28 protein-coding genes are annotated in these 22,456 nt (G+C 69.4%); 16 read left to right on the top strand and 12 right to left on the bottom strand.

The genetic code is table 11. The features are described 5' to 3' along the window. Nucleotides 1-3 precede the first annotated feature (3 nt). From D8I30_RS10965 to D8I30_RS10950, 4 genes are all read right to left on the bottom strand, one after another. On the bottom strand, nt 4-1,728 hold the full coding sequence (locus D8I30_RS10965; RefSeq protein ID WP_162938878.1) for an asparagine synthase C-terminal domain-containing protein: 1,725 nt from the start codon (nt 1,726-1,728) through the stop codon (nt 4-6). A gap of 20 nt (nt 1,729-1,748) precedes the next feature. Next, on the bottom strand, nt 1,749-2,387 hold the full coding sequence (locus D8I30_RS10960) for a lasso peptide biosynthesis B2 protein (RefSeq protein WP_121482777.1): 639 nt from the start codon (nt 2,385-2,387) through the stop codon (nt 1,749-1,751). A gap of 56 nt (nt 2,388-2,443) precedes the next feature. Then, entirely contained in the window at nt 2,444-2,680 is a 237-nt protein-coding gene (locus D8I30_RS10955) for a hypothetical protein (RefSeq protein WP_121482776.1), read from the bottom strand. 79 nt (nt 2,681-2,759) lie between these two features. Then, nucleotides 2,760-3,491, bottom strand: a complete 732-nt coding sequence (locus D8I30_RS10950) for a GntR family transcriptional regulator (RefSeq protein ID WP_162938877.1) — start codon at nt 3,489-3,491, stop codon at nt 2,760-2,762. A gap of 73 nt (nt 3,492-3,564) precedes the next feature. On the opposite strand from D8I30_RS10950, the gene D8I30_RS10945 reads away from it, so the two are divergent. The 15 genes from D8I30_RS10945 (at nt 3,565) to D8I30_RS10870 (ending at nt 16,254) form a co-directional block, all read left to right on the top strand. Next, nucleotides 3,565-4,071: an XRE family transcriptional regulator gene (locus tag D8I30_RS10945; RefSeq protein ID WP_205570702.1), complete on the top strand. Its 507-nt coding sequence runs from the start codon at nt 3,565-3,567 to the stop codon at nt 4,069-4,071. 59 nt (nt 4,072-4,130) lie between these two features. Next, complete coding sequence (locus D8I30_RS10940; protein ID WP_121482773.1) at nt 4,131-4,373, top strand: helix-turn-helix domain-containing protein; 243 nt, start codon at nt 4,131-4,133, stop codon at nt 4,371-4,373. A gap of 78 nt (nt 4,374-4,451) precedes the next feature. After that, complete coding sequence (locus D8I30_RS10935; protein WP_121482772.1) at nt 4,452-5,066, top strand: lytic transglycosylase domain-containing protein; 615 nt, start codon at nt 4,452-4,454, stop codon at nt 5,064-5,066. Beyond that, nucleotides 5,063-5,368, top strand: coding sequence for a TrbC/VirB2 family protein (locus D8I30_RS10930; RefSeq protein ID WP_162938876.1), 306 nt, complete (start codon nt 5,063-5,065; stop codon nt 5,366-5,368). Before D8I30_RS10935 ends, D8I30_RS10930 begins: the two co-directional genes overlap by 4 nt. A gap of 171 nt (nt 5,369-5,539) precedes the next feature. Beyond that, nucleotides 5,540-5,875, top strand: a complete 336-nt coding sequence (locus tag D8I30_RS10920; protein ID WP_121482770.1) for a type IV secretion system protein VirB3 — start codon at nt 5,540-5,542, stop codon at nt 5,873-5,875. Beyond that, nucleotides 5,868-8,243, top strand: coding sequence for a VirB4 family type IV secretion/conjugal transfer ATPase (locus D8I30_RS10915; RefSeq protein ID WP_121482769.1), 2,376 nt, complete (start codon nt 5,868-5,870; stop codon nt 8,241-8,243). The genes D8I30_RS10920 and D8I30_RS10915 overlap by 8 nt, the downstream gene beginning before the upstream one ends. After that, nucleotides 8,240-8,983: a type IV secretion system protein gene (locus D8I30_RS10910; protein WP_121482768.1), complete on the top strand. Its 744-nt coding sequence runs from the start codon at nt 8,240-8,242 to the stop codon at nt 8,981-8,983. The genes D8I30_RS10915 and D8I30_RS10910 overlap by 4 nt, the downstream gene beginning before the upstream one ends. Before the next feature lie 2 nt (nt 8,984-8,985). Then, nucleotides 8,986-9,906: a type IV secretion system protein gene (locus tag D8I30_RS10905; RefSeq protein WP_121482767.1), complete on the top strand. Its 921-nt coding sequence runs from the start codon at nt 8,986-8,988 to the stop codon at nt 9,904-9,906. Between the two features lies 1 nt (nt 9,907). After that, nucleotides 9,908-10,111: a hypothetical protein gene (locus D8I30_RS10900; RefSeq protein ID WP_121482766.1), complete on the top strand. Its 204-nt coding sequence runs from the start codon at nt 9,908-9,910 to the stop codon at nt 10,109-10,111. Then, a complete protein-coding gene (locus D8I30_RS10895) occupies nt 10,108-10,791 on the top strand; it encodes a virB8 family protein (protein WP_121482765.1) in 684 nt (227 codons plus the stop codon). The genes D8I30_RS10900 and D8I30_RS10895 overlap by 4 nt, the downstream gene beginning before the upstream one ends. Beyond that, a complete protein-coding gene (locus D8I30_RS10890; RefSeq protein ID WP_121482764.1) occupies nt 10,788-11,624 on the top strand; it encodes a TrbG/VirB9 family P-type conjugative transfer protein in 837 nt (278 codons plus the stop codon). Before D8I30_RS10895 ends, D8I30_RS10890 begins: the two co-directional genes overlap by 4 nt. Beyond that, on the top strand, nt 11,621-12,754 hold the full coding sequence (virB10, locus tag D8I30_RS10885) for a type IV secretion system protein VirB10 (RefSeq protein WP_205570701.1): 1,134 nt from the start codon (nt 11,621-11,623) through the stop codon (nt 12,752-12,754). The genes D8I30_RS10890 and virB10 overlap by 4 nt, the downstream gene beginning before the upstream one ends. Beyond that, nucleotides 12,754-13,761 (top strand): P-type DNA transfer ATPase VirB11, encoded by a 1,008-nt coding sequence (virB11, locus tag D8I30_RS10880; protein WP_121482762.1) that lies wholly within the window; start codon nt 12,754-12,756, stop codon nt 13,759-13,761. The genes virB10 and virB11 overlap by 1 nt, the downstream gene beginning before the upstream one ends. After that, nucleotides 13,727-15,589: a type IV secretory system conjugative DNA transfer family protein gene (locus D8I30_RS10875; RefSeq protein ID WP_121482761.1), complete on the top strand. Its 1,863-nt coding sequence runs from the start codon at nt 13,727-13,729 to the stop codon at nt 15,587-15,589. Before virB11 ends, D8I30_RS10875 begins: the two co-directional genes overlap by 35 nt. Next, nucleotides 15,589-16,254: an LPD7 domain-containing protein gene (locus D8I30_RS10870; protein ID WP_162938875.1), complete on the top strand. Its 666-nt coding sequence runs from the start codon at nt 15,589-15,591 to the stop codon at nt 16,252-16,254. The genes D8I30_RS10875 and D8I30_RS10870 overlap by 1 nt, the downstream gene beginning before the upstream one ends. 103 nt (nt 16,255-16,357) lie before the next feature. Here D8I30_RS10870 and D8I30_RS10865 read toward each other — a convergent pair whose 3' ends face one another. The 8 genes from D8I30_RS10865 to D8I30_RS10835 form a co-directional block, all read right to left on the bottom strand. After that, complete coding sequence (locus D8I30_RS10865; protein WP_205570700.1) at nt 16,358-17,386, bottom strand: relaxase/mobilization nuclease domain-containing protein; 1,029 nt, start codon at nt 17,384-17,386, stop codon at nt 16,358-16,360. Then, a complete protein-coding gene (mobC, locus tag D8I30_RS10860; protein ID WP_121482759.1) occupies nt 17,383-17,916 on the bottom strand; it encodes a plasmid mobilization relaxosome protein MobC in 534 nt (177 codons plus the stop codon). The genes D8I30_RS10865 and mobC overlap by 4 nt, the downstream gene beginning before the upstream one ends. A 188-nt stretch (nt 17,917-18,104) precedes the next feature. Beyond that, entirely contained in the window at nt 18,105-18,581 is a 477-nt protein-coding gene (locus D8I30_RS10855) for a hypothetical protein (RefSeq protein ID WP_162938874.1), read from the bottom strand. A gap of 109 nt (nt 18,582-18,690) precedes the next feature. Further along, nucleotides 18,691-18,987, bottom strand: coding sequence for a DUF736 domain-containing protein (locus D8I30_RS10850; protein ID WP_121482757.1), 297 nt, complete (start codon nt 18,985-18,987; stop codon nt 18,691-18,693). Nucleotides 18,988-19,561: 574 nt separating this feature from the next. After that, on the bottom strand, nt 19,562-19,729 hold the full coding sequence (locus D8I30_RS14460) for a hypothetical protein (RefSeq protein WP_162938873.1): 168 nt from the start codon (nt 19,727-19,729) through the stop codon (nt 19,562-19,564). Next, entirely contained in the window at nt 19,719-20,438 is a 720-nt protein-coding gene (locus tag D8I30_RS10845; protein ID WP_121482756.1) for an SOS response-associated peptidase, read from the bottom strand. The genes D8I30_RS14460 and D8I30_RS10845 overlap by 11 nt, the downstream gene beginning before the upstream one ends. Nucleotides 20,439-20,491: 53 nt before the next feature. Beyond that, on the bottom strand, nt 20,492-20,707 hold the full coding sequence (locus D8I30_RS10840) for a hypothetical protein (RefSeq protein WP_162938872.1): 216 nt from the start codon (nt 20,705-20,707) through the stop codon (nt 20,492-20,494). Nucleotides 20,708-20,803: 96 nt separating this feature from the next. Continuing rightward, nucleotides 20,804-21,034, bottom strand: a complete 231-nt coding sequence (locus D8I30_RS10835; protein ID WP_162938871.1) for a hypothetical protein — start codon at nt 21,032-21,034, stop codon at nt 20,804-20,806. 269 nt (nt 21,035-21,303) lie between these two features. On the opposite strand from D8I30_RS10835, the gene D8I30_RS10830 reads away from it, so the two are divergent. Further along, nucleotides 21,304-22,149, top strand: coding sequence for a hypothetical protein (locus D8I30_RS10830; protein WP_121482753.1), 846 nt, complete (start codon nt 21,304-21,306; stop codon nt 22,147-22,149). Nucleotides 22,150-22,456 lie beyond the last annotated feature (307 nt).

The following is a 22,456-nucleotide window of genomic DNA, read 5'->3' as shown; positions in this document are numbered from 1 at the left end:
GCTCTACGCTCCATGGAGCGTATCTGGTTCCGCCTCCATCCTCCGCCGGCCTATCCGATCTTCCCATTGGCGTGCCCAGGTCTCCAGCACCGCCAGCAAGAGGGGCCGATTGCCGTCAGCGGCCCACATGAGCCTGTCAGGTTCGAGGTCGCGACCGAGACTGTCCCGATCCAGAATGCCGCGCTCCGCCAGCCTGCCCTCCTGAAGGAAGGGACGCAGCTCCGGCAGGCTCGACAGAACTACATGGCCATAGAAGGCGCTGAGATCGCCCTTGTCCCGTCGCCCGGTGATCATCTCAGGAAGGCGATCAGCGAAGGCCAGACGCGCAAGCCCGCGATCCCGGACCCCGGCCAGCAGCAGATCCGACGGCACGGCCAGAACATGCTCCATGACGGGCTGGCTGAGCAGCGGATGTATGAGATCAGCCGCTCTCGCCCGCAGACAGTCCCCGCGGAACAGCTGACAATTCGCCAGACGAAGGATCTGGCCGCGCTTGCCCGGCGGAAGATCGTCGCAATCCTCCAGCCAGGGGTGACGTCGGCCCTTCCCCGAAACGGCGCGCCGGGGCGCCAGCGCCAGCCCGGCGACTGTCCATGCTGAATGCCGCGTCCATCGACCGACCTCGGCCCAGTAGGCCGGTTCAAATCCTTTCCAGCCCCGTCGCCGGCGGCGATCGACAGCCACGCGGGGGTCGGGCGCCTGGAAGAAGACCGCATCCCCGCCCTGGCCGGTCAGAAGTCCCGTGGCTCCGGCCGCCGTCAGCCGGTCCGCCATGTCACGATCATAGGCAGCGTCAACCCCGTGCAGCGCCGGGCGCAGGCCCTGCCCGAGAGGCTCCAGGAGCGCGGGCGTGATGGGGGCGACAGGCTTTCTCACGACCTCGAGCGACAGTCCGCTCAAGCGGGCGTTCGCCTCGGCATAGGCGCGTTCATCTCCCTCGGCCCAATCCCCGTAGTAGTTGACGAAACTGACTCTCCCTGCTTCGCCGCTCGCGGCGAGGCTGCTGGAGACGACAGCGGAGTCCAGGCCGCCGGACATCTCCCCGACCAGGCGTTCATAGCCTTCGGTCTCGGCCGCCACCGCCGCATCCACCACAGACCGGAGGGCCTCCGGCGAGGGATCGGAGCGGCGCGTCCTCCAGATATCGGCCGGGGTCCACACCGCCTCACGAACAGGACCGCCTTTCAACAGCGCATACTCTCCCGGCGCGACCGCGGTCAGGCCGAGCAGCGGCGGCTGGTCGCTCGCCAGCCCCGGCTGGCCGGCTATCTCGCCGAGGCGCTCCCAGTCGATGGCCAGGTCATCGGGAAGAAGGACGTCCGCCTCGGGCGGCGGCTGGTCCGCAGCCAGTCTTAATCCGCCACGGCTCCAGACGAGACAGTCGACCGCCCCTCCCGGATCGCGAAGCACGGCGAGCTCGCCCGCGTCGGTACGCCAGATCAGAACGTAGCGCCCCCATCCTCCGCCGACAGCCGCCCGGGCAAGCTGGCGAGCGCTGCGACTGCCGCCGATCAGGGCGGACAAGGCCTGGCGGTGAGGCCGATAGTCGCCGATCAGAATGCAGCGAAGATGGACCTGGCGAACCCTGGGCGCCCGAAGCGGCCCGACGAAAACCTCAATGTCGTCAATTGCCAGGGCGGAGCGCCAGCCTGCCCTTTCAAGGCCCCTTCGTCCGGCTGCGAGAACAGCCCGATCCGCCGGGCCCGACCCGCCGGAGTGGATGACCATATAGCCGTGATCTGACGGTTTCATCGGCAGTAGATCGGGGTATAGGCGGCAAGGCGTTCGACATCGTCATTGAGACAGAGCTCGTCGAGCTGCACCCAGCAGTGCGCCATGAAGGGCCATAGCCGGACGCCGAAGACCCAGTCAGCCTCCAGACCACGGCGTGAGAGGAAACGCATCAGAAGGGCCGATCTGACCAGGCATTCGCCCTCGATCGGCAACCAGGGCGCCATGCGCCAGAAGGCGCGCGCCGCCTCGACGACGCGGCCCGGGCTCCGGTCGCCGCCCCGGGGGCCCGCCAGAGCCAGATAATCGCTCACCCCGCCCCGCTTGCGGCCCCTCCGCACAGCCAGCGCTGCTTCAAGTCCCTGGAGCCACATCGCCGGATCGGGCCGGCGTCCTGGCGGATCATGGATGACCGTCGCAGAAGGCCTGCCCGGCAAGGGCGCAGGCGGCGAAACTGGCCTCGCCCCCAGAAGGCCGGCCTGCCGAAGAACCTCCGCGGTCGCGGCGTCCGTCACCTCGACAGCGCCATCCTCCGTCACTGTTGTCGCGGCGCCCGCGCCTGGCAGGCAGAGATAGCCGTCCCCGACCAGGTCCAGCAGGATCAGGGCGTCGCCCACCGCGGCGGCGTGAACACCCGCCTTCAACACAGGGGTCATCCCGACCTCCCCACGGACGTGAGGACGCCGCCGACAGGGCGACGTCCTCCCTCGTTTCAGCGGCTCGCGCCGGTCATTTCCCAGCGCTGGACCGGGATGAGCTCGAGGTGGCCTTCGATGGAGTCAGCCCGCGTCTGTTTCCCGGCGGCGCCGAGAGGGACGACATCGGCGCGGACGCCGAGGTCGTCATAGCGATAGACGGGATTGAGCTCGGACTTGCCGAATTCATCCTCGGCGCGGGTCTCGACGGCGGCCGATCCGAGACGGATCAGGCCGGAGAGGGTCTTCAACATGACATTACCTCCTGGTTCCGGCGCGAAATGCGCCGGCCCCGCAAGGAAGCGGCTTCTCCGGCCTATTTGAAAGCTATATTCAATCTATACTTTCAACACCACGCCTCATGGCGGCAGCTATGCTTTCCGCCGCCTCAATCCTGCCCTGGTGATAATGGCTGACAGCCTCCCGGAAGCCGTCTCCGGCAACCTCCCCGAGGAGCCCCTCGAGACGCTCGACCTGGGAGGGCGGTACAGGAGCGATCGTCGCCTCCACCGCTCGGACGGGACGCAGCCGGGCCGCCGCCAGACGGAAGGCCCCGGCCAGAACCCTGTTTCCGGCGCCTGAAACCGCGCGGGCGAAAACCTGTTCCAGGCGCCGCGACCAGGTGTCCGCCAGAGGCAGGGGCAGCGCGTTCGAGGCGATGACAGGCAGGTCGACCGCCCATAAAACAAGGCGCTGGTGATAGTCATAGAGCTCGACGATGTCGCTCGCCGCCAGACCCGGAGCGAAATAGCCGCGCCCGGGCCAGTGCTCTATCACCCCCTCTCCGGCAAGCCTCGCGAGGGCTTCCCGGACAGGCGTGGGGCTCAATCCCAGCTCCCCGGCAAGGCTCGTGATGACCAGGGGCATGCCCGGACCGAACCGCCCCTCGCCTGCAAACCCCGCCAGGGCCGTGAGCGCCTGATGATAGGGATCGCGCGACTTCATCGCCTTCTCCCGTCCTGATGAATACATAGGCAACGGCGACATCAATAACCGCACGTTATTTTCGTCGCCCCGCAAGTTTATGGAGCCCGTTTTTTTCCTGACTTTCATTTGAATGAGCATTGTTCCATTTTTCAACTGGCAGGCGCGCGGGCGGCTCGATCCGCCTGCCTCGCCAGCGGGAGAGAGACGGTCCATGGGCCCGGAGAAACGCCAATCCCAGAGCGCGACGCTTTCAGCGTCGCTTCGCCTGATCCGCGCCCATCGCCGGATGCGCACCATCGAGGTCGCGGACGCCATGGGGATGCGGCTGAGAACCTATGAGCTGTTCGAGGCCGGCAAGGGCAAGATCCATCACGAACGCATCCATCGCTTCGCCCGGGTGACGGATTCCGACCCGTACGCCATCCTCACCGCCCTGGCCCTGGGCTCGCCGGAGTTCGCCCTGCGGGCCGCGGACAACAAGCTGGGAGAGATTCTCGTCGTCGCCCTGCACGCCCTGGACGAGGAAATGGGCGACGGGATCGCCGAACTGGACAGCCGCACCATCATCAACACGGTGACGCGGGCGTTCAGGGAGCTGGCGCTCCAGGCGGTCCGCCGCGACGACGCCGCCAGGGCCTGGCTCAGGCAGAGGCTCGAAAGGCTGGTTCCGCCCGACCTGGACGGAGAGGACGACCGGCCGCCCGATCAGGCTCCGTAAACCGGGCGCCGCGAAGTTGCGGACTGGCCGCAGTCTGGCGGCCCGGCTGTGCTGTATCCATGCGCCAGCCCCCGCCCCCTCCCTCTTCGGTCGACGCCCTGACCGGCCGGCAGCGCCAGTGCCTGACGCTTGCCTCACGGGGCCTGACCTCGGCCCGCATCGCGGCCCGTCTCGGCCTCTCCCCGCGCACTGTCGACGAGCACCTGGCTGACGCATGCCGTCTGCTGGGGGTGAGAACCCGCATCCAGGCCGTGGCCCGGTTCGCCGCGTCCTCGCCGGTCTTTCCCTCTCCCCCACCGTAGATCTGCAACGGGGAGGCGTCGGGTCGAAGTCCGCCTTCCGGAAAGGCTGAATGAGGCTCCACGACCTGGAGCCCCGCCTTGCTGGACCTCGCCGCCATACTGATCCTGGCCCAGACCTGCGCCCCGCAGACAGCGCCCGCGACCCTGGCCGCCGTCGCCTGGGCAGAGAGCCGCTTCGATCCGCTCGCCATCGGGGTCAACCGCGGACCGCGCCCGGCGCGACCTCCGCGCGACGCGGCCGACGCCGCCCGGATCGCTCGCGACCTGCTGGCGCGCGGCGCCAACCTCGACCTCGGCGTGGCCCAGATCAACAGCGACAACCTGGACCGCCTCGGCCTGAGCCCGGAAGCGGCCTTCGATCCCTGCAGCAACCTCGCGGCCGCGGACAGGATCCTGCGCGCCGGTTACAGGCCAGGGCCGGACCGGACCCCGCAGCAGACCCTGCGGATAGCCCTGTCCCGCTACAATACGGGCCATCCGGAGCGGGGCTTTCGCAATGGCTATGTGGCGAGGGTGGAGGCCGCCGCCGCCGCCCTTGGGCTCGCTCCGGCTGGAGACGCGGACCGGCAGGATCCGCCGGCGACCGTCGAACCTTCCGGTCCGGTCGCCGCCTGGGACGTCTTCGGACGGGCGCCAGCCTCCCCGTCCCTCGTCTTCACATCCACCCACAGTGCACGGGGAGGTCAGAGATGACCGGTCATGCCTCAAGCCCGCGGCTGCTCTGCGCCGCCGTCCTGATCGCCGGCGCCGCCAGCCTCCTGCTGGTCGAGCCCGCCTTCGCCTCGGCCAATGTCGAGGGCCTGCTCCAGAACGTCGTCGACATGCTCACGGGCAACACAGCGCGCCTGCTCGCGGTGCTGGCCGTGGTCGTCGTCGGCATCCTCTGGATGTTCGGCCTGTTCGACCTGCGACGCGCCGCCATAGTCGTTCTGGGCATCATCGTGGTCTTCGGCGCCGCCGAGATCGTCAACCTGATCACCGGCGGCGCGCGGTGAGCCCGGGCGCGTGCATCCTCGCCCTGGCGGCGCCGGCGACAGCCTTCGCCCTCGGGCTGGCGCTGGGGCGGCGGCTGATCTCGCCCGTGCGTTTCGTCCAGATCGTCGGGGGCCTGGGGTGCGGCCTTCTGTTGGTCATGACCGCGGCCCGGCTTCTTTCCGGGGGCGGGCATGGCTGAGGAACGTATCGTGGAGGATCCGCTCTTCCTGGCGTGCACCCGGCCCGCCATGGTGATGGGCGTGCCCATGGAAGCCATGGGGGTCAATGTCATCCTTTCGGGGCTGGTCTTCCTGATCGGCGGCAGCCTGGCCTATCTGCTGGCTGCCCCGGCCCTGCACATGGTGTTCCGCGCCATCTGCCGCGCCGATCACAACGCCTTCCGCATCCTGTTTCTTCACCTCGACACCCGGGGCCGGGCGCGCAACACGGCGCTCTGGGGCGGAAGTTCGCCCTCGCCCCTGCCCCTCGTCCATCGTTACCGCGCCGCGGAGTTGACCCGTGGCTGAGGCGCGGATCAGCCAGGGCCGGCTCGGGCGGGAAACCGAAGTCCGGCCGCACCTGCCCTATGCGCGGCATGTCAACGACCATGTCATCGCCCTGGACAGCGGCGCCCTCATGCTGGCGTTCCAGATCCAGGGCGCCAGCTACGAGACGGCTGACGTCCGCGATCTCAACGACTGGCACCTCAAGCTTAACCAGGCCTGGCGCAACCTGGCCGACGAACAGCTCGCGATCTGGCATCATGTCGTCCGGCGACAGGTCGAGGCCCCGCCCTCCACCGGCTTCAGATCCGCCTTCGCCGCCGAGCTCGGCGCCGGCCATGACGCCCTGACCGCCTCGCGACCGCTCTGGCTCAACGAGCTGTTCGTCACCCTTGTCCTGCATCCCGGCCGCGCCCCTTCCGACCGCCCGGCCGCGCTGATGCGGCGGCTGCGCCAAGGGCGCCGCCGGGACCCCGAGGCCGGGGCCCGCCCGCTCCGTCGTCTCGAGGAAGCAGGGCGCGACCTCGCCCGCTACCTGGACCGCTACACGCCGCGCCGTCTCGGCCTGCATGAGCGTGACGGGATCTGGTTCTCGGAGCCCATGGAGATGATCGGGCTCATCCTGAACGGCCGGAGCACGCCCTCCCCCCTGGTGCACGGCCATCTGGGTTCCTCGGCATACAGGGCGCGGGTGATCTTCGGCCGGGAAACCCTCGAGATCAGGGACGCCGCCGAGACCCGCTATGCAGGGGTTCTGGCCATCAAGGACTATCCGGCCACGACGCGGCCGGGACTCTGGAACGGGCTGCTTTCCGCCCCCTTCGGCTTCGTGGCGACCCATTCCTTCGCCTTCCTGTCCGGAGCCTCGGCCCGGAAAGTGATGGAGCGCAAGCAGAACCAGATGGTCTCGGCGCGGGACCGGGCCTCTTCCCAGATCGCCGGACTGTCGGAGGCGCTGGACGAGCTGGTGAGCAACCGTTTCGTCATGGGCGAACACCAGGCTTCCGTCCTCGTTCATGGCGACACTCCGGCAGACCTGGCCGATCACCTGTCGAGAGCCCGCGCCATCCTCGCGGATTCCGGCATGGTGGTCGCGCGCGAGGATCTGGGGCTCGAGGCCGCCTTCTGGGCGCAGTTTCCCGGGGCCTTCGCCCGGCGGACCCGACCGGCGGCAATCACATCGCGCAACTTCGCCGCCCTGGCGCCCTTCCACGCCTGTCCGGCCGGCAGGGCGACAGGCAACCACTGGGGCCCCGCCCTGGCTGTCCTGCGGACCACGGCGGGCTCTCCCTTCCACTTCAGCTTCCATGTCGGTGATCTCGGCCACACCTTCATCTGCGGCCCGTCGGGCTCAGGCAAGACGGTCGTCCAGAACTTCATGCTCGCCCGGCTCGAGCGGTTCGGCGCCGAACGGATCTTCATCGACAAGGACCGCGGCGCGGAGATCTTCGTGCGGGCCTGCGGCGGAACCTATCTGACGCTGGACAATGGAGAGCCGACCGGCTTCGCGCCATTCAGGGCCCTGCCTCCCACGCCCTCCAGCCGCGCCTTCCTCGTCAGGCTGGTCCGGGCCCTCGTGAGCCGGCCGGACGAAACCCTGACGGTCGCCCAGGCGCGGGCCATCGATCACGGGGTCGCGGCGCTGGAGGCCCTGCCGCGCGAACGAAGGTCCATCGGCGCGCTGAGGAGCCTGCTCGGCCAGGGCGACGCCGGTGGGATAGGCGCAAGGCTGGAACGCTGGCAGGCCGGCGGCCCCCTCGGCTGGGTCCTCGACAATGACGAGGACGTGCTGAGCCTGGACGCCCCCCTCTCCGGCTTCGACATCACCCGGATTCTCGACCACGACGAGGTCCGGACCCCGGCCATGCTCTATCTCTTCCACCGCATCACCGAGCGTGTGGACGGCCGCCGACTGGTGCTGGACATAGACGAGTTCTGGAAGGTGCTGGACGACCCGGCCTTCACCGATCTGGCGCGGGACGGACTGAAGACCTGGCGCAAGCAGAACGCCATGATGGTGTTCGGCACCCAGTCGCCCGCCGACGCTCTCCGTTCGCCGATCGCCCACGCCATCCTGGAGCAGTGCGCGACCAAGATCTTCCTGCCCAACCCCCATGGCCAGGCCCGCGACTATGTGGACGGCTTCGGACTGACCGGAACGGAGTTCCACCTTGTCCGCGATGTCCTGACGCCGGAGTCCCGTCGTTTCCTGGTCAAACAGGGCCACGACAGCGTGGTGGTCGAGCTGGATCTGACGGGAATGGACGATGTCCTCGCCGTCCTCTCCGGCCGGGCCGCGACCGTGGCCCTCCTCGACCGGATCCGGGGGGAGACCGGCGACGGCTATGCGCAGTGGCGCGATCATTTCCATGCCCGAAGGAGAGCCTCATGACCTCCCGTCCGCTCGCGGCCCCTGTCGCCGCAGTCGCCGCCTTCCTGCTTCTCTGCGCCGCCCCCGCCGCGCGGGCCCAGCACATCGTCCATGACCCGGCCGCCTACGCCCGGCTCGTCGAGGACGCCCGCACGGCGCTGGCGCAGCTTCGCGCCCTCCAGGACCAGGTGGAACAGGGCAAGGCCCTGCTCGACAGCCTGAACTCCGTCTCCGGCGTCAATGCCCTGGCGACCGCCCTCGGCCTTCCGGAGGTCCGCAATCCCCTCCCCGGGCTGCACGCCCTGCGAGCGGCCGCCGAAGGAGACCTGGCGGCGCTCGGCGATCTGGCGGATCGCGCCGCCGCCATCCGCGGCGAAACCCGTCTCTATACGCCGCCGTCGGGCGACCTTCCCGCAGCCGAGGCCTTCTATCTCGACAGCCTCGAGCGCGCCGGCGCCCGGGCAGCCCGGGATCTGGCCGTCGGCGAGGCCGTGGGGCGGGCGTCCGACCGGAGGCTGGAGGGCCTGGAGTCCCTGCGCCGCGCCCTGGACGCCGCCCCGCACGCTCGCGCCGTCCTGGATCTGGAGGCCCGGCTCGCGGCGGAAACGGCCCTGGTCCAGAACGAGCAACTACGTCTCCAGGGGCTCGCCCTGACCCAGGCCGCGGAAAGCCGGCTCGAGGACCAGCGCGCCCGCGAACAGGCGGAGGCCGCCCGGAAGACGCGTCAGGCCCTCTACGCCCGGACCATGGGGGAACCGTGACGATGGCGTTCCGGGTCTTCGAACCGAGCTATGAGTTCATCGACGGCCGCCTCGACGAATTTCTCGGCAGCCGGCTGTCGGCCGTGATCGCCGAGGTCGAGGGGCCGCTGAGGATCGCCCTTGTCCTCTATGTGGTCCTCTACGGCTTCGCCATCCTGCGCGGCGCCATCGCCGAGCCCGTGATGGATTTCGCGGTCCGCTCCATCAAGCTCGCCCTGATCTACGCGCTCGCGACCACGACCGCCTATTCCGGCTTCGTCACCGCCCCCCTGTTCACCGGCCTGCCCGATGTCCTGACGCGGGCGGTCAGCGGCGCCGAGGCGACGGGCGTCGGCGCCGCCTTCGACCACTTCTTCGCCTATGCGGCATGGCTGGGCGAGGAGATCGCCCGGGACGCCTCCGCCTTCAATCCCGCGCCCTATGTGATCTCCGCGGCCGTCTTCGTGATCGGGGCCCTGGCCGCGGCCCTGGGCTTCGGTGTGGTTCTTGTCGCCAAGCTGGCCCTGGCCCTGCTTGTGGCCCTCGGCCCCTTCTTCATCGCCTGCGCCCTGTTCGACGCCACCCGCCGCTTCTTTTTCGGCTGGCTGAGCCAGGCGGTGAACTATCTGGTCCTCTTCGCCCTGATGATCGTCATCTTCCAGCTGGTTCTTTCCCTGGTGCGCGATCAGTGGGGCTCGATCCAGGGCGCCGACCCGATGATCGGCGGCCTCATCTTCATCGCCCTGTGTCTCCTCGGCGCGATCTTCTTCCTGCAGGCCCCGGCCATCGCTGCGGGGGTCGCGGGCGGCGCAAGCGCCGGCCTGGCCGACTTCGCCAATGCCGCGGCCCTGGGATCCGGAAGCCCGGGCCGGGCCCGCGGGCCGCAGGAGGCCGGCCGCCAGCCGCCCCGGGGCGGCGGAACCATACGACCCAAAGGAGCCTGACATGTCCCTTCGCCTGGTGATCATCGCCGCCTGCGTCCTCGGGGGCTGCGCCTCCGTCTCCGTTCCTGACATGCCGGTCTGCGACGGCCGCGCCCGCCGGCCCGCCAATCCCCATGGCTCGATCCTGTCGCCCGCCACGACCATGCCGTCCCGGATCACGCCTTCCGCGCCTGCGGACAACACGGCGACGGGAGGCTGCGCATGACCGGCGTACCGTCCGGGGATCTGAAGCGCTACTTCGCGGAGGCACGGCGCTGGGATCAGGACCGGCTGGCGTCCGCCCTGGGATCGCGACGGCTCGCCTGGACGGCGGCCGGCGTCGCCGCCCTTCTGGCGACAGCGTCATGCCTTGCCGTGGTCGCCCTGACGCCCCTCAAGACCAGCGAGCCCTTTGTGATCCGGGTGGACCAGTCCACCGGGGTCGTGGACGTGGTCCGGGGCCTGTCCGCGGACAGGGGGCCGGTCCGCTATGAGGAGGCCGTCAGCAAATATTTCCTCGCCCGTTATGTGCGCGCCCGGGAGGGTTATCTCGACCCGGCGGCCGAGGACGCCTTCCGGACCGTGTCCATCCTGTCGGCGCCGGCCGAACAGACGCGCTGGGCTGACTTCTATCGCGGCTCCAATCCCCGGAGCCCCCAGAACCTCTACGGGCCGGACGGCGAGGCGACGATCGCCATCCGCGCGATCAGCTTCATCAATGAGGAGGTGGCCCATGTCCGCTTCCGTCGCACGGTCCGCCACGCCCGTCAGGCCGTCGAGAGCGACTGGATCGCCACCATAGCCTTTACCTGGACCCGCGCGCCGATGACCGAGGCGGACCGGCTGCGCAATCCCCTGGGCTTCCAGGTCCTCTCCTACCGCGCTGATCCGGAGGTCATCCGATGAAAGCTCTCGCCGTCTCCGCCGGTCTGCTCGCCATGGCGTCCGGACTTCCGGCCCTCGCCGCGGCCCCCGCCCGGGAGACGACCGACCCGCGCATGCGCGAGATCGTCTATGCGCCGGGCGAGGTCTATCGCGTGGCCGGCGCCTTCCGCACCGCCACCCAGATTCTCTTCTCCCCGGAGGAAAGCATCCGCCACGCCGCCATAGGCGACAGCGTGGCCTGGGAGGTGGCCGCCGAGGGATCGGTCCTCTTCCTCAAGCCCCGCGAGCGTCACCAGCCCACCAATCTTCTCGTCGTCACAGAGCGCGGAGCCGAGGTCCGCCACTATGCTTTCGAACTGCTCGCCCGCGATCCGGGCGGGCGGGCTCCAGCCACCTATCAGATCCGCTTCCTTTATCCCCACGACGACCGGGCGCGGGCCGCCGCCGAACTCGAACGGGCGGCCGGCCGGGCGGAGGACCGTCTCATCGGCCTCGAGCTGCAGCAGGGCGCCCTCGAGGGGCCTCGCAATCTCGCCTATTCCGTCCAGGGCGATGTCCGCCTCCAGCCGGGCGAAGTGAGCGACAACGGCCGCTTCACCCTCCTGCGCTTCCCCGGCGCTCAATCCATTCCGGCTGTCTTCGAGGTCGGCGCCGACGGGTCGGAACGGCTCATACCCTATGACGTCCGCGGCGAGTTCGTGGTCGTGCACGGCGTCCTGCGGGGCCTGCGCCTTCGGCAAGGCTCCTCGGTGCTGTGCATCTACAACGACGCCCCGGACCTCCGCGGCGTCGCAACGACCGCAGGGACCGCCTCGCCCGTGGTGGAGCGTGTCCTGGCAGGGAGGCAGCCATGACCGGACAGGACCCTCTCCCCGCGCCGGAGGACGGCGACCGCCGCGACATCCCTGCGAAGGACCATGACCGGGGCGTCTCCCCCATCGCCGGCCGGTTAGGGGGACGCCAGGGGCGGATGGTCACCCTCGCCGCCCTGGCTGTCGGCTGCGGCGCCTTCCTGTTCGCCACCTGGGAACGGGACGACGCCCCGACGCGGAAGAACCCGCCCCCGGATGCGCCTCCCCGCGAGGGCGCCCCGTTCGAGCCGGCCCGTCGTGCGGAACCCCCGCCGCGGCAGGACGGCGCTCCTTCCACCCCGCCCCCGGGCGCAGACATGGCCGTCGTGCCGGCGATCGACGGGTCGAGGATGGCGGATGACGCCCCGCCCCGGTCTTCCGGGGCGGGGCGCGCCCTGGCCGAAAGCGCCCGGCGCGCTCCCCTGCTCGCCTACAGCAGGTCCGGAAGGGGCTCCCCGGGCTCCGCTCCCGACCACCGCTCCCTGCCGGTCGCCCTGTCCGATCCGCCGGCGGAAACCCGGCTCGACCAGCTCCTCCGCCCGGGCCCCATAGAGGAGGCCCGGGCGGGCCGGCTTCCCGATCGCAACCTGCTGATCACCGCCGGAACCAGCATTCCCTGCGTCCTGCAGACGGCGATGGACAGTTCCACGCCGGGCTACGTGTCCTGCCTCGTCGGTCGTGACGTCTGGTCGGACAATGGCGCCGTGGTGCTCATGCCGCGCGGAACGCGGATCATGGGCGAGCACCGCAGCGCCCTCGAAACCGGCCGCCGACGCCTCTTCGTCCTCTGGACGCGGGCTGTCACGCCCGAAGGCGTGGCGGTGGCGCTCGCCTCCCCCGCCGCCGACGCCCTGGGCCGGTCGGGTTTCGACGGCGCGATCGACACCCATTTCCTCGAACGCTTCGGCGGCGCGCTGCTGCTGTCGATTGTCGACGACGGCGTCCATGCGGCGGCCGGCAGCGGACAGGAACTCCGTTCCACGGCGCGGGTCCCCTCCGACGCCGCGACCGTCGCCCTGCAGAACTCCATCGGCATCCCCCCGACCCTTCGCAAGGCCCAGGGGTCCGAGGTCTCCGTCTTCGTCGCCCGCGACCTGAATTTCGCGGACGTGTATCGCCTCAGGCGCCGCTGATGACGGACACCGCCGTCCTCGACCACTACCTGGCGCCGCTCCGGCCCCTGCTTGCGCCGGACGCGGTCACGGAGGTGGTGGTCAACCGTCCGGGCGAGGTCGGGGTTGAGGCAGGCGGCGAGTGGCGCTGGAGCGAGATCCCGGAACTGACCGGGCCCTGGCTGCACACCCTGGCGGTCGCGGCTGCGGCCTACACCCGTCAGGACGTGGACGCAGGACACCCGGTCTGCGCCACCCTCCTGCCCGGCGACGAACGATGCCAGATCGTACTCCCTCCTGCGGTTCCTGACGGGAATATCTCCCTGACGATCCGCAAGCCCTCCCGTCGCCGGATGGGGCTCGAGGATTTTGAGCCCGCCGGTCTCTTCGCCGAAACGCTTGCCGTTCACAGCAATGAAATCAATGAGGTGGACGCGCAACTGACGGCCTTGCGTGAAGCCGGAGACTGGCCCGCCTTCTTCCGGCTCGCGGTCGAAAGCCGCCGGAACATCCTCATCTCCGGGGCCACGGGCTCGGGCAAGACCACCTTCGCCAGGGGGCTGGTGGAGCTCATCCCGATGCATGAGCGGCTGATCACGATCGAGGACACCCGCGAGCTCGTCGTCCCCCACCGCAACGCCGTCCACCTGCTCTATGCGAGGGACGGTCAGGGCCTGGCCCGGACGGGTCCCAGGGACCTGCTGGAAAGCGCCCTGCGCATGAGGCCGGACCGCATACTGCTGCAGGAACTGCGCGACGGCACGGCCTTCTTCTTCCTGCGCGCGGTCAACTCCGGCCATCCCGGCTCCATCACCACCGTCCATGCGGACTCGGCGACCATGGCTTTCGAACAGCTCACCCTGCTGGTGCGTGAATCCGAGGGCGGCCGTGACCTGCCGCGCGAGGACATCCGGAGCCTGCTGCATCTGATGGTGGATGTGGTGGTGCAGATGAAGAAGGTCGGCGGCCGCTTCCGGATGACGGAGGTCTGGCATGACCCCGCTCGCAAACGCCTCGCCGGCCGCTAGGGCCGCGGCCTGGACCGTCACCGGCCTAGCGCTCGCCGGCGTCGGCGCCGCCCTGGCTCTGGTCATCGCCCTTGCGGGAACCGGACATCTGGCGCCGGATCTCGACTGGCTCCGTATTCCCGCCTGGATCTGGAGATCCCGTCACGATCCGGAGCTGGTCCGCTGGCTCGGCGCGGGCGCCGGCGCAAGCGCCCTCCTGCTGGCCGTCATGGCCGCGGCCGTCGCCCTGAACCGCCGCCGCCCCCTGCACGGCGCCGCGCGCTGGGCGAACGGCGCCGAGATCGCCAGGGCCCGCCTCCGCGCCGCTTCAGGCATAGTGATCGGGCAGGCCAGGGGCCGGCCGCTTGTCTTCGACGGCCCCGAACATGTGCTCCTTCACGCCCCTACACGCACGGGCAAGGGCGTGGGCGTGGTCATTCCAAACCTCCTGACCTGGCCGGGCTCGGTGGTGGTCCTAGACGTCAAGCAGGAGAACTGGACGGCGACGGCCGGCTACCGCGCCCGCTCCGGCCAGACGGTCTGGCGTTTTGATCCGCTCGATCCCCGAGGGCGGACAGCGCGCTACAATCCCCTCGGCCACATCGACCGGCGCAATCCCGTCGAGACGCTCGACGAATTGCAGAAGATCGCCGTCATGCTGTTCCCGGCGCCGGAACATGCCGATCCCTTCTGGAACGAGGCCGCGCGGACGGGTTTCATCGGCGTGGGCGCCTATGTGGCGGAAACCCCGGAACTGCCCTTCACCCTCGGCGAGATATTCCGCCAGCTCACCGGCGGCGATCCCCGACGCCGCCTTCCGGCCCTGGTCGAGGCCCGCGCCGCCGCCGGGCGCCCGCTGTCCGCCTGGTGCGCCGCCGCCCTCCTCGATTTCGCCACGGCGGGGGAGAACACCTTCGCCTCGATCAAACAGACCATAACCGCCCGCATGGGCCTCTGGCTCAATCCTCGCGTGGACGCGGCCACGGCCGCCTCCGACTTCGACCTGCGGACGCTGAGAAGGCAGCCGTCCTCCATCTATCTCGGCGTCTCGCCGGACAATGTGGCGCGCTGCGCCCCGCTCTACAGCCTCTTCTTCCAGCAGATGGTGGACCTCAACACGCGCCGCCTGCCCGACCGGAGCGCCGAGCCCCTCGACGTGCTCATCCTGCTCGACGAATTCGCCCGCCTCGGCCACGCCGGCGTGCTCGCCCGCGCCTTCGCCTATGTGGCCGGCTACGGCCTGCGTCTCCTCCCGGTCCTGCAGAGCCCTGCCCAGCTCCGGGCCATCTACGGTCCGGACGTCGCCGAGGAGATCATGTCGAACTGCGCCGTGGAGGTCGCCTTCGCTCCCAAGGAGCTGAAGACGGCCCGCGATCTCAGCGAAAGGCTCGGCGCCTATACCTACGCCGCCCTGTCCCGCAGCCGCCCCGCCCTGCCGGCCTCCGGACGACGCTCGATCACCCTGTCCGACCAGAAACGCCCCCTCATGCTGCCCCAGGAGCTCATGCAGATGAACGCCGACGCCCTGATCGTCATGAAGGCGGGCATGCCCCCGATCCTCGGCCGCAAGCTGCGCTTCTTCAGCCACCCTGTCCTGAAGCGACGCCTTCTCCCGCCCCCGGACGTTCCCTCCATTCCCGGACCGGTCGCGCCGCCGCCCGTAGCGGCCCCGCCGGCACCGACCCCGGCAGTCGACGAATGGAGCCTGGAGGGCATCGTCCGTTCGCTGGAGAAGGAAGGCGCTCCCGTTCCGCCGCCCCGGGGCGCGGGCGAAGCCCTGTTCGCGGGCTGGGTCGACGCCGCCATTGACCACGCCGCCTGCCCCGCCCGTCCGGAAGGGAGGGACTGATGGCAAGTGACGGAAACACCGCCCCGGCCGACCCGATGTCAGGAAACGGGATCCGCCCCACGCCAGGCCGGGCGCCGGCCAGGGCGCCGGTCTCCCGTCGCAAGGGCGACCTTCCCGAGGGGCTGGAGGCCAGATACCTCGTCGAGCACGACCGGAAAGGACGGGCGGAGCGCTTCCATCGCGACAACCGGAGCCGGGAGGCGCTTTTCCGCGACCACGGCGGTCGTCTCACGGCAAGCGAAGCCTATCCCGACGCGATCCGGGACATGCTGCGGATCGCCGCCCATCGAGGCTGGCGGGAGATCGTGGTCAGCGGGGATACGGCTTTCCGGCGCGAGGTCTGGGTCCAGGCCCGGACCCTGGACCTCAGGGTCCGGGGTTATAGCCCGCGGGAAATCGACCGCCAGGCCGCGGAACGCCAGATCCCGCCACGGGCCTCCTCCCGAAAAAAGACGGAGGCCGACCGGATCCGCGCGGAGGCCCACGCCCCGACCCGCATGAACCAGATCGCCATCGTCGTGCGCAACCTCGTCGAGGACCCCGCGATCCAGGCCCGCCTGATGCGGCGCGCCGTCGCCCGCGTGATCCGCCATCTTGACGCCGGACGGCGTTTCGACCGCGACATCGCGGAGACCCGTTCGCGCAGACAGGACCGCGAACGCTGAGGCCGCATTTCAGGGCCGCGCCCTGACGGACCCCGGAACGACCCTATCTGCTTCCGATCGGCCGAACGGACGCGGCGGTCTCCGCCCAGATCAGATGGCGGCCCTATCTGGAGCGTCCCCGCAGCTCCCGATCGGGCGACCGGGTCGCTTCCCCACGGCGATCCCGAAGCTCTGCCATCTCCCTGTGCAACCGCATCCGCCGGGTCTCGGGCCTCGGCAGGCTGCGCACGAAATCCTCGACCGCCCGGCCGAGCTCCCGTTCTGCCGGGTCATGGGACCGGGCCAAGGCCAGGGCCTCGGCGACATAGGCCCTGCGGACGAGCCGCTGACGCTCGAGCGCCCTGCGTTCCCACACGGCCACACCGTCTTCTTCCCGCACAGCCTCGCGCAGGGCAGCCGCGAGCACGACAGGCATGGGCCCCCCGCCCGCCTCGAAACGCTCTCTCGCCTTGCGAACCGGAGTTCGCTCGGACTTGCGCACGACGCCCCGCGCCCGCCGGGGCGTCGCCTCCGCCTCCACGCCTCTCTCGCGCAAGGCTTCCGCGAATGCCTCCCTCCATTCCTGGAGGTCCGCCTTTCTCGGATTCAGCCGGACGCCGCCGCGTCCCGACATCCTGACGGTCAGATGGACATGCGGATGCCGGTCCTCCTCGTGCAGGGCCATGACCCAGTCGAAGCGATCGCCGAACACCCTGCGGGCGAACGCCCGCGACGCGTCCTCCACCCGGAAGGCCTCGGTGCCCTCAGGCATGCTCAGCACGATCGACATGGACACGGCGCCCCGCCGTCGCACCGGCTCGGCCGACAGCTCCGCGCCCCAGTCCCCGGCAAGCTCCCGGACCTCGGCGCGGCCGGCCAGGCGTTCGCCGTCGGGCCCTTCCAGGGCCAGCCGGCCGTTTCTGGAAATGTAGTCAAGGTGGCGCGCGAGGTGTCCGGCGTCCCGCGTCTTTCCAGTGATCTTGACCATGGCCTCGGGCGCGCGCCGGACCACCCGCGCCAGCGTCGCCCGCGCACCCGCCTGGCGCCGGCCTCCGGTCCGGCCGAGCACAGGCGGGGTGATCCGCGCCCGGGACGGTCGCACCGGCGGCCGGAGCGCCTCCTCGAAACCCGAAGGCGGCAGGAAGTCGGTCATGATCCGGCAGACCAGTAGTCGAGGTTGCCCTCGAACGCCCGCCTCAGCTCTCGCAGGGCCACCCTGATATCCGCGGCGAAGGCGACCACCCGGGCCAGTTCCCGGTCAGCCACGCCTGCCTCCCGACCGGCCGAATGAAGCGTCCGCGCGATCTGGTTCAGGTTCACGCCGATGCGACGCAGGTCGCGCTGGACCTCGATGAAGGCCGCGGCCTCGGGCGGGGAAAGCTGGGGGCTTCCGTGAAGCCGCCTGCGGACGAGCGCGACCACCCACCGGGTGCGCGACAGGCCGCTCCTCGCCGCCTCCGCTTCCAGGGCCGCGAGGTCCTCGACGGCGAGGCGCAGGCACAATTTGCCCGTCGGGCGCTCCGTCGTCCCCGCCGCAGCCGGCGCCTTCTGACAGGGCGACGCCTCCGCCGCCGCGCTCTCGATCAGCCGCCTCAGAAAGCTCGATCGCCCGCCCCGGGCGCTCGCCGCCGCGTCAAAACGGCGGGCCAGGTCGGGGGAGAGACGAATGGTGAAGCGGTCCATGGAGGATGGCCCTGTCAGACAATGCCGGCGCAAAGCCTATCCTGCCCTGGCCCCCTGCCCGTCTCCCCCCGTAAGGTTCCGGTGCGGCGCCCGCTATGACGCTTCAGCCTCGCCCGGCCGCGCAGGCCTGCAGGACCGACGATCCGCGGCCCTCGACTTCGCCGCCGCGACCGGTCATCCCTGCGCGTTCATCCGGCTTGCAGGACCAAGGCGTCACGGGAAGCTTCCGGGACAATGGGATCCCACTCAATGCCGGCGGTCATCAGGCGTGCGAACACGTCATCGCCAAAGGACCAGCCGGCGGGCATGGTCTGCCGCAGCCCGAGCTGATCACGGCTATCGAGCCGCTCGCACTCTTCCGTGGAGATCAGCACGATCCGCACATGCTTCCGGATAAAGGCGGCGATCACGTCGTCCGCCTCGCCACGCTCCAGCATGCGATGACATTCGTTGACCACGACCACCCGCGGAATGACATGCTCCCTGCGCCCGGGAGGGCTCCAGGCCCTCGAGCGCCCGACGAGGGTGAAGACATCCGGCAGGATGAGCGCATCCAGGAGCCGCGTGTCCGAGTTGCCCTTCTCCTCCCAGAGCCCGCGGATATGCATGGCCGCCCTCAGGCTCGCCCGCTCCCACAACTCGTCCCGTGTATAGTTTCGTTTCATGGAGCCCCCGGCGGAATCGCGATCCGGTACCGACACTATGCGGAATCGCTTCGGCGCCAAACCGGACATGGGATGAGCGGCGGCGCCCCGGGGCGCCGCCGCGGTCCCGTCAGCGGGACCAGATCAGGCTGTGCCCGTCCTCGGCCTCGACCAGGGAGGCGTAGATGGGCGCCGGGAAGCTGGGATCGTCCAGCTTGACCGAGAGGTAGTCGCGGTTCTGCTGGCTCGTCCTTTTCCAGGCCGCGCCGAACTCCGTCTGGCCGGCGAGGATGCGATAGTCGGGAGCCCTGTCGTCACTCTTCTCGTTGGGCCGCAGGACAGCCGCCCGGACATTGAGGGTGAGCGTCTTGATCGAACCGCTGTAGCTGCCGTCCGATTGCAGGATGAAGGAACCGATGGTGGCCATTGAAGTCTCTCCTTTGCTGTCGGGCCACGCCTGCCGCGGCCGCGATGGCGATCGACGGACCGGAGACCGGGCGGCCCGCAGGGCGAGCAGGACGAGCTCCCGCAGCGCAGCGGAGGACGGGGAGAGAGGCTTTCTTGCCTCGCGAGGAAGGCCGGAAGGCCGGGGAAGAAAGTCAAACGACCGGTTGCGGAAGCCGCCAGGCCTCCGGTCAGATCAGCCCCTCGAAGCCGCGCGAGGCTGGCCCGGGTGAGGAAGGGACGAAGCCGGCATGGTCATTCCAGCGTACATCGTACGCGAATAGAGGCGCAGAAACCCCCGCCTCCCTCAACGCAAGGCCGGCCGGAGAAACAGAAGGCGCCTCCAGGGTGCCCGGGAAGATGCAGAAGCGCCGGTCATGGCGGACGAATCGCCGTGGAGGGCGACGGGCCAGGCCCGGGAGCCTTTCGTGAAAGCGTTCACAGCCGTTGCCCGTCTTCCATGCACCCTGAAAGGCAGGGACGCCCGGCCGGCTGATGAAATCGCACAAGGTCAGCGGCTCCGGCACATCCCCGGGGGAGACCGTCAGATTGATCAGTCAGCCGGCGCGACGACGCAGACGCGCGGCGACCTCCTCGCAGAACAGCGCCCGGAACCTCAGCCAGACGGAGGCGCCCAGCGATGAAGCCGTGCGTGAACGCTCATGCAGATAAAGGGCCTCGCGGGACAGCTTCAGCGCAAGCTGTCGTTCCTGCTCAGGCGTCATCCTCCTTCCCTCCCCGCCCCACGATGCGCAGCATTCCGTCAGCCAGGGGCCGCTGCAACCGGGCAGCCTGTCGCCAGGGGGCCGTCATCCATACATCCATCTCTTCCGGATCCGTCACGATGACCGGCATGGCCTTCGGGTGAACAGCGGCGACCTCCCGATTGGGCTCACAGGTCAGGAAGCCGAACACATCGATCGTCTCCGGGCCTGTGGCGGCCCTGCGCACCCCGGTCCAGCCGGGCATCCAGAGACCGGCAAGGAAGGCCAGAGGCCTTTCGCCGCCCAGGGCGAACCAGATGTTGCCGCCCGCATCGCGGCTGAATTCGCTGAAACTGGTGAAGGGAACCAGACAGCGGCTGGCCGGCCCCAGATGCGGCTCCCAGTGGCGGCTGGAGGTGTTGCGGATGTTGGTCACGCCCCTGTCGGGCTCCATCTGCAGCAAGCTGGCGAAATCGACCTCCTGGCCCCGCGCCCGCAGCCTGTTGGCGCGCTTCCCCGCCGCCTCGAAAATGGTCCGGGATGGCGACGGCATTCCCCAGCGCGCCAGCGCAAGCTCCCGGACGCCGTCAGCGCCGCTACGGACGATCGGCGCCGCATGATCAGGATAGATGCCGGGCATGGGCGCCAGATTGCCCGTGAGGTCACGCATGGCCCTGGCCGCCTCGCGGATCGCCGCCTGCCCCTTCGTCAGCGAATAGAGGTTGCACATGCACCAAGCCTGTCATGGACAACCCCGGTTGTGGAGTCACCGCCCTGCCCGCCTCACAGGGCTGGCCGTGAGCCATCCGGCTTCCGCAGACGCCAGAACAGCCCGACCTGCTGGCCCGGCGGCGTGCCCATAAAGAACATCCGGCCCGCGCATCCCATGCGCCGGCATCGGCAGGTCCTGCCAAACAGGACCAGGTCCGGTCCATTGAGCCGCGCCATCAGATCCATGTCGATGCGCAGGTCGAGCTGACAGGCCTGGCAGCGCGCCATCACCACCCACCCTCTCCGCCGCATCTCCGATACAGAAACCGGCGTCGCAAGATGCCAGGCCAGGGGCCTGTTCTCATACCTGCGGAAGCCCATGTCTCAGTCGCGGTCGTTCCCGAGCCTGCCAGCGGCAAGCGCCCTTGCCCTGATCCCCGCCTCCGGGGACAGGCTCGCCAGTTCCGCCAGCATTCGCGCCTGCATATTCCGCAGCACCGGATCGGCCTGCGCGGCCTCTCCCTGCCGACAGATCAACGCCAGCTGGTCAAGCCGATCGCAGGCGCGCGTCTTCCGCGCCGCGCCGGGCGACATAGTTCCCAGATTTCCCTGCATGGTGCAGCTCCATGGATCCGCACCGACCCGTCGCGCCCTCTACGACGCCCCCGGCCGGGATCGCAAGCCAAATGTTCCCTATACGTTCCGCTTACCTGTGGATTGCACACGCCCCAGCGGCTTTCCAAGGAGACGCCTGGCGCAGCGCGCGAGAACGCCGGATTGAAAAGGCCGGAATCAAAGCAGTATTCGCCCGGGCGTCGCTGACTGGCGCCCCCGGAAAGCGACTGAGGCGCCTTCCGGAAATCCCGGACAGCGGAGAAGCCTGAGTGACGACCCGATGGGGCGATGTATTTGACCGCTACGCAATCAAGGCTGTGTCGGACAACGACAAGATCAAACGCGCCTACGTCCCGTCGCAGGAGCAGACGGAAGTGCTTGAAGCCGCCGGGCGGACGCCGGCTGACGGCGGCCCTGCTCCACAGTCTGCGATACGCGTGCTGGGAGACCCGGCACGAAGCCAGGTGGACGCATCCTATTACAGGGCCAGTGGACATCCCCAGCGCGAGCGCCGACTCGGCGGCAAACTCATCAGCCAGTGGCTGGAGGTGGATGACGAGCTGCTCATGGGCGTCCGGAATGGACAGCTCTATGTGGCGAGGGTCCAGAACCCCTCGACCCATCAATCTATCATTGACGAGGTCCTGCTGGCCTCCGGTCTTGCCCTCGAGGACGATCCTGCGGCGGACATCGCGCTGGATCCTGAGGATCAAGCAGTTCTGGCCGCCCCCTGCCCGCCTGAGGCGCTGGAACAGCTGCGCGTGAAGTATCAGGACGCCTCCCCGCGCGTGAAAGCCAGACTGGCCATGCACATTGAAAGAGGAGCCGTCGGCGCCGCCGTCAAGCGCGCCCGCGGCTTTCACTGCCAGCTATGCCAGGCCCTGGGCCTTCCAAGCCTCGGCTTCTTCAAACGTTCCGGCGAACCCTATGTAGAGGCGCACCACGTCATGCCCGTCTCGGCGCTGCTCCCGGGTTCACTGGGGCCCCGGAACGTCATCAGCGTCTGCGCCGGTCACCACCGGCAGATCCACTATGGAAACGTCACGGTCGCCGAACTTCCCGATGGGTTCGTCTTCACCATCGACAACACCCAAGTCCGCGTGTCCAGGAACTGACAACCAGGCTCCGGCGCCACGAAAGCCGGCTCTCAGTACGCCTAAAGCTGCGCCAGAGGTCTGGATCTGACTCAAAACGGCGGTTGTGGATGTCTGCTTTGGGTGCGTGAGACGTAATAATTCGATTACTAGGCCGAAGCGACAAGGCGGCGGCTCGCCCTGCCGCGCCGACGCGGCGATTGCTTGGGCGTACGCTGCCGCCCAGGTCATAGGCCGCTTTAGAGCCTACAAGGAGCGGCCATCCCGAATGGCGGGCGCGTCTCGGCTGTCGCGCAGCACGAGGTAATGCTTCTGTTGGAACCGGCTA

Source organism: Brevundimonas naejangsanensis, assembly GCF_003627995.1.
Classification (GTDB): domain Bacteria; phylum Pseudomonadota; class Alphaproteobacteria; order Caulobacterales; family Caulobacteraceae; genus Brevundimonas; species Brevundimonas naejangsanensis_B.
The sequence above is the reverse complement of the archived record's forward strand: the minus strand, read 5'-3'. Positions and strand labels throughout refer to the sequence as shown.

What these genes read in the sequence shown, in the direction of transcription:
- D8I30_RS10930 (WP_162938876.1), top strand. Translation starts at nt 5,063, where the DNA reads ATGACCGGTCATGCCTCAAGCCCGCGGCTGCTCTGCGCCGCCGTCCTG.
- virB11 (WP_121482762.1), top strand. Translation starts at nt 12,754, where the DNA reads ATGACGGACACCGCCGTCCTCGACCACTACCTGGCGCCGCTCCGGCCC.
- D8I30_RS10865 (WP_205570700.1), bottom strand. Translation starts at nt 17,386, where the DNA reads ATGACCGACTTCCTGCCGCCTTCGGGTTTCGAGGAGGCGCTCCGGCCG.
- D8I30_RS10960 (WP_121482777.1), bottom strand. Translation starts at nt 2,387, where the DNA reads ATGACCCCTGTGTTGAAGGCGGGTGTTCACGCCGCCGCGGTGGGCGAC.
- mobC (WP_121482759.1), bottom strand. Translation starts at nt 17,916, where the DNA reads ATGGACCGCTTCACCATTCGTCTCTCCCCCGACCTGGCCCGCCGTTTT.
- D8I30_RS10840 (WP_162938872.1), bottom strand. Translation starts at nt 20,707, where the DNA reads ATGGCGCGCTGCCAGGCCTGTCAGCTCGACCTGCGCATCGACATGGAT.
- D8I30_RS10910 (WP_121482768.1), top strand. Translation starts at nt 8,240, where the DNA reads ATGACCTCCCGTCCGCTCGCGGCCCCTGTCGCCGCAGTCGCCGCCTTC.
- D8I30_RS10965 (WP_162938878.1), bottom strand. Translation starts at nt 1,728, where the DNA reads ATGGTCATCCACTCCGGCGGGTCGGGCCCGGCGGATCGGGCTGTTCTC.
- D8I30_RS14460 (WP_162938873.1), bottom strand. Translation starts at nt 19,729, where the DNA reads ATGACGCCTGAGCAGGAACGACAGCTTGCGCTGAAGCTGTCCCGCGAG.
- D8I30_RS10920 (WP_121482770.1), top strand. Translation starts at nt 5,540, where the DNA reads ATGGCTGAGGAACGTATCGTGGAGGATCCGCTCTTCCTGGCGTGCACC.
- D8I30_RS10890 (WP_121482764.1), top strand. Translation starts at nt 10,788, where the DNA reads ATGAAAGCTCTCGCCGTCTCCGCCGGTCTGCTCGCCATGGCGTCCGGA.
- virB10 (WP_205570701.1), top strand. Translation starts at nt 11,621, where the DNA reads ATGACCGGACAGGACCCTCTCCCCGCGCCGGAGGACGGCGACCGCCGC.
- D8I30_RS10955 (WP_121482776.1), bottom strand. Translation starts at nt 2,680, where the DNA reads ATGTTGAAGACCCTCTCCGGCCTGATCCGTCTCGGATCGGCCGCCGTC.
- D8I30_RS10875 (WP_121482761.1), top strand. Translation starts at nt 13,727, where the DNA reads ATGACCCCGCTCGCAAACGCCTCGCCGGCCGCTAGGGCCGCGGCCTGG.
- D8I30_RS10940 (WP_121482773.1), top strand. Translation starts at nt 4,131, where the DNA reads ATGCGCCAGCCCCCGCCCCCTCCCTCTTCGGTCGACGCCCTGACCGGC.
- D8I30_RS10870 (WP_162938875.1), top strand. Translation starts at nt 15,589, where the DNA reads ATGGCAAGTGACGGAAACACCGCCCCGGCCGACCCGATGTCAGGAAAC.
- D8I30_RS10950 (WP_162938877.1), bottom strand. Translation starts at nt 3,491, where the DNA reads ATGCTCATTCAAATGAAAGTCAGGAAAAAAACGGGCTCCATAAACTTG.
- D8I30_RS10945 (WP_205570702.1), top strand. Translation starts at nt 3,565, where the DNA reads ATGGGCCCGGAGAAACGCCAATCCCAGAGCGCGACGCTTTCAGCGTCG.
- D8I30_RS10845 (WP_121482756.1), bottom strand. Translation starts at nt 20,438, where the DNA reads ATGTGCAACCTCTATTCGCTGACGAAGGGGCAGGCGGCGATCCGCGAG.
- D8I30_RS10850 (WP_121482757.1), bottom strand. Translation starts at nt 18,987, where the DNA reads ATGGCCACCATCGGTTCCTTCATCCTGCAATCGGACGGCAGCTACAGC.
- D8I30_RS10900 (WP_121482766.1), top strand. Translation starts at nt 9,908, where the DNA reads ATGTCCCTTCGCCTGGTGATCATCGCCGCCTGCGTCCTCGGGGGCTGC.
- D8I30_RS10835 (WP_162938871.1), bottom strand. Translation starts at nt 21,034, where the DNA reads ATGCAGGGAAATCTGGGAACTATGTCGCCCGGCGCGGCGCGGAAGACG.
- D8I30_RS10895 (WP_121482765.1), top strand. Translation starts at nt 10,108, where the DNA reads ATGACCGGCGTACCGTCCGGGGATCTGAAGCGCTACTTCGCGGAGGCA.
- D8I30_RS10855 (WP_162938874.1), bottom strand. Translation starts at nt 18,581, where the DNA reads ATGAAACGAAACTATACACGGGACGAGTTGTGGGAGCGGGCGAGCCTG.
- D8I30_RS10905 (WP_121482767.1), top strand. Translation starts at nt 8,986, where the DNA reads ATGGCGTTCCGGGTCTTCGAACCGAGCTATGAGTTCATCGACGGCCGC.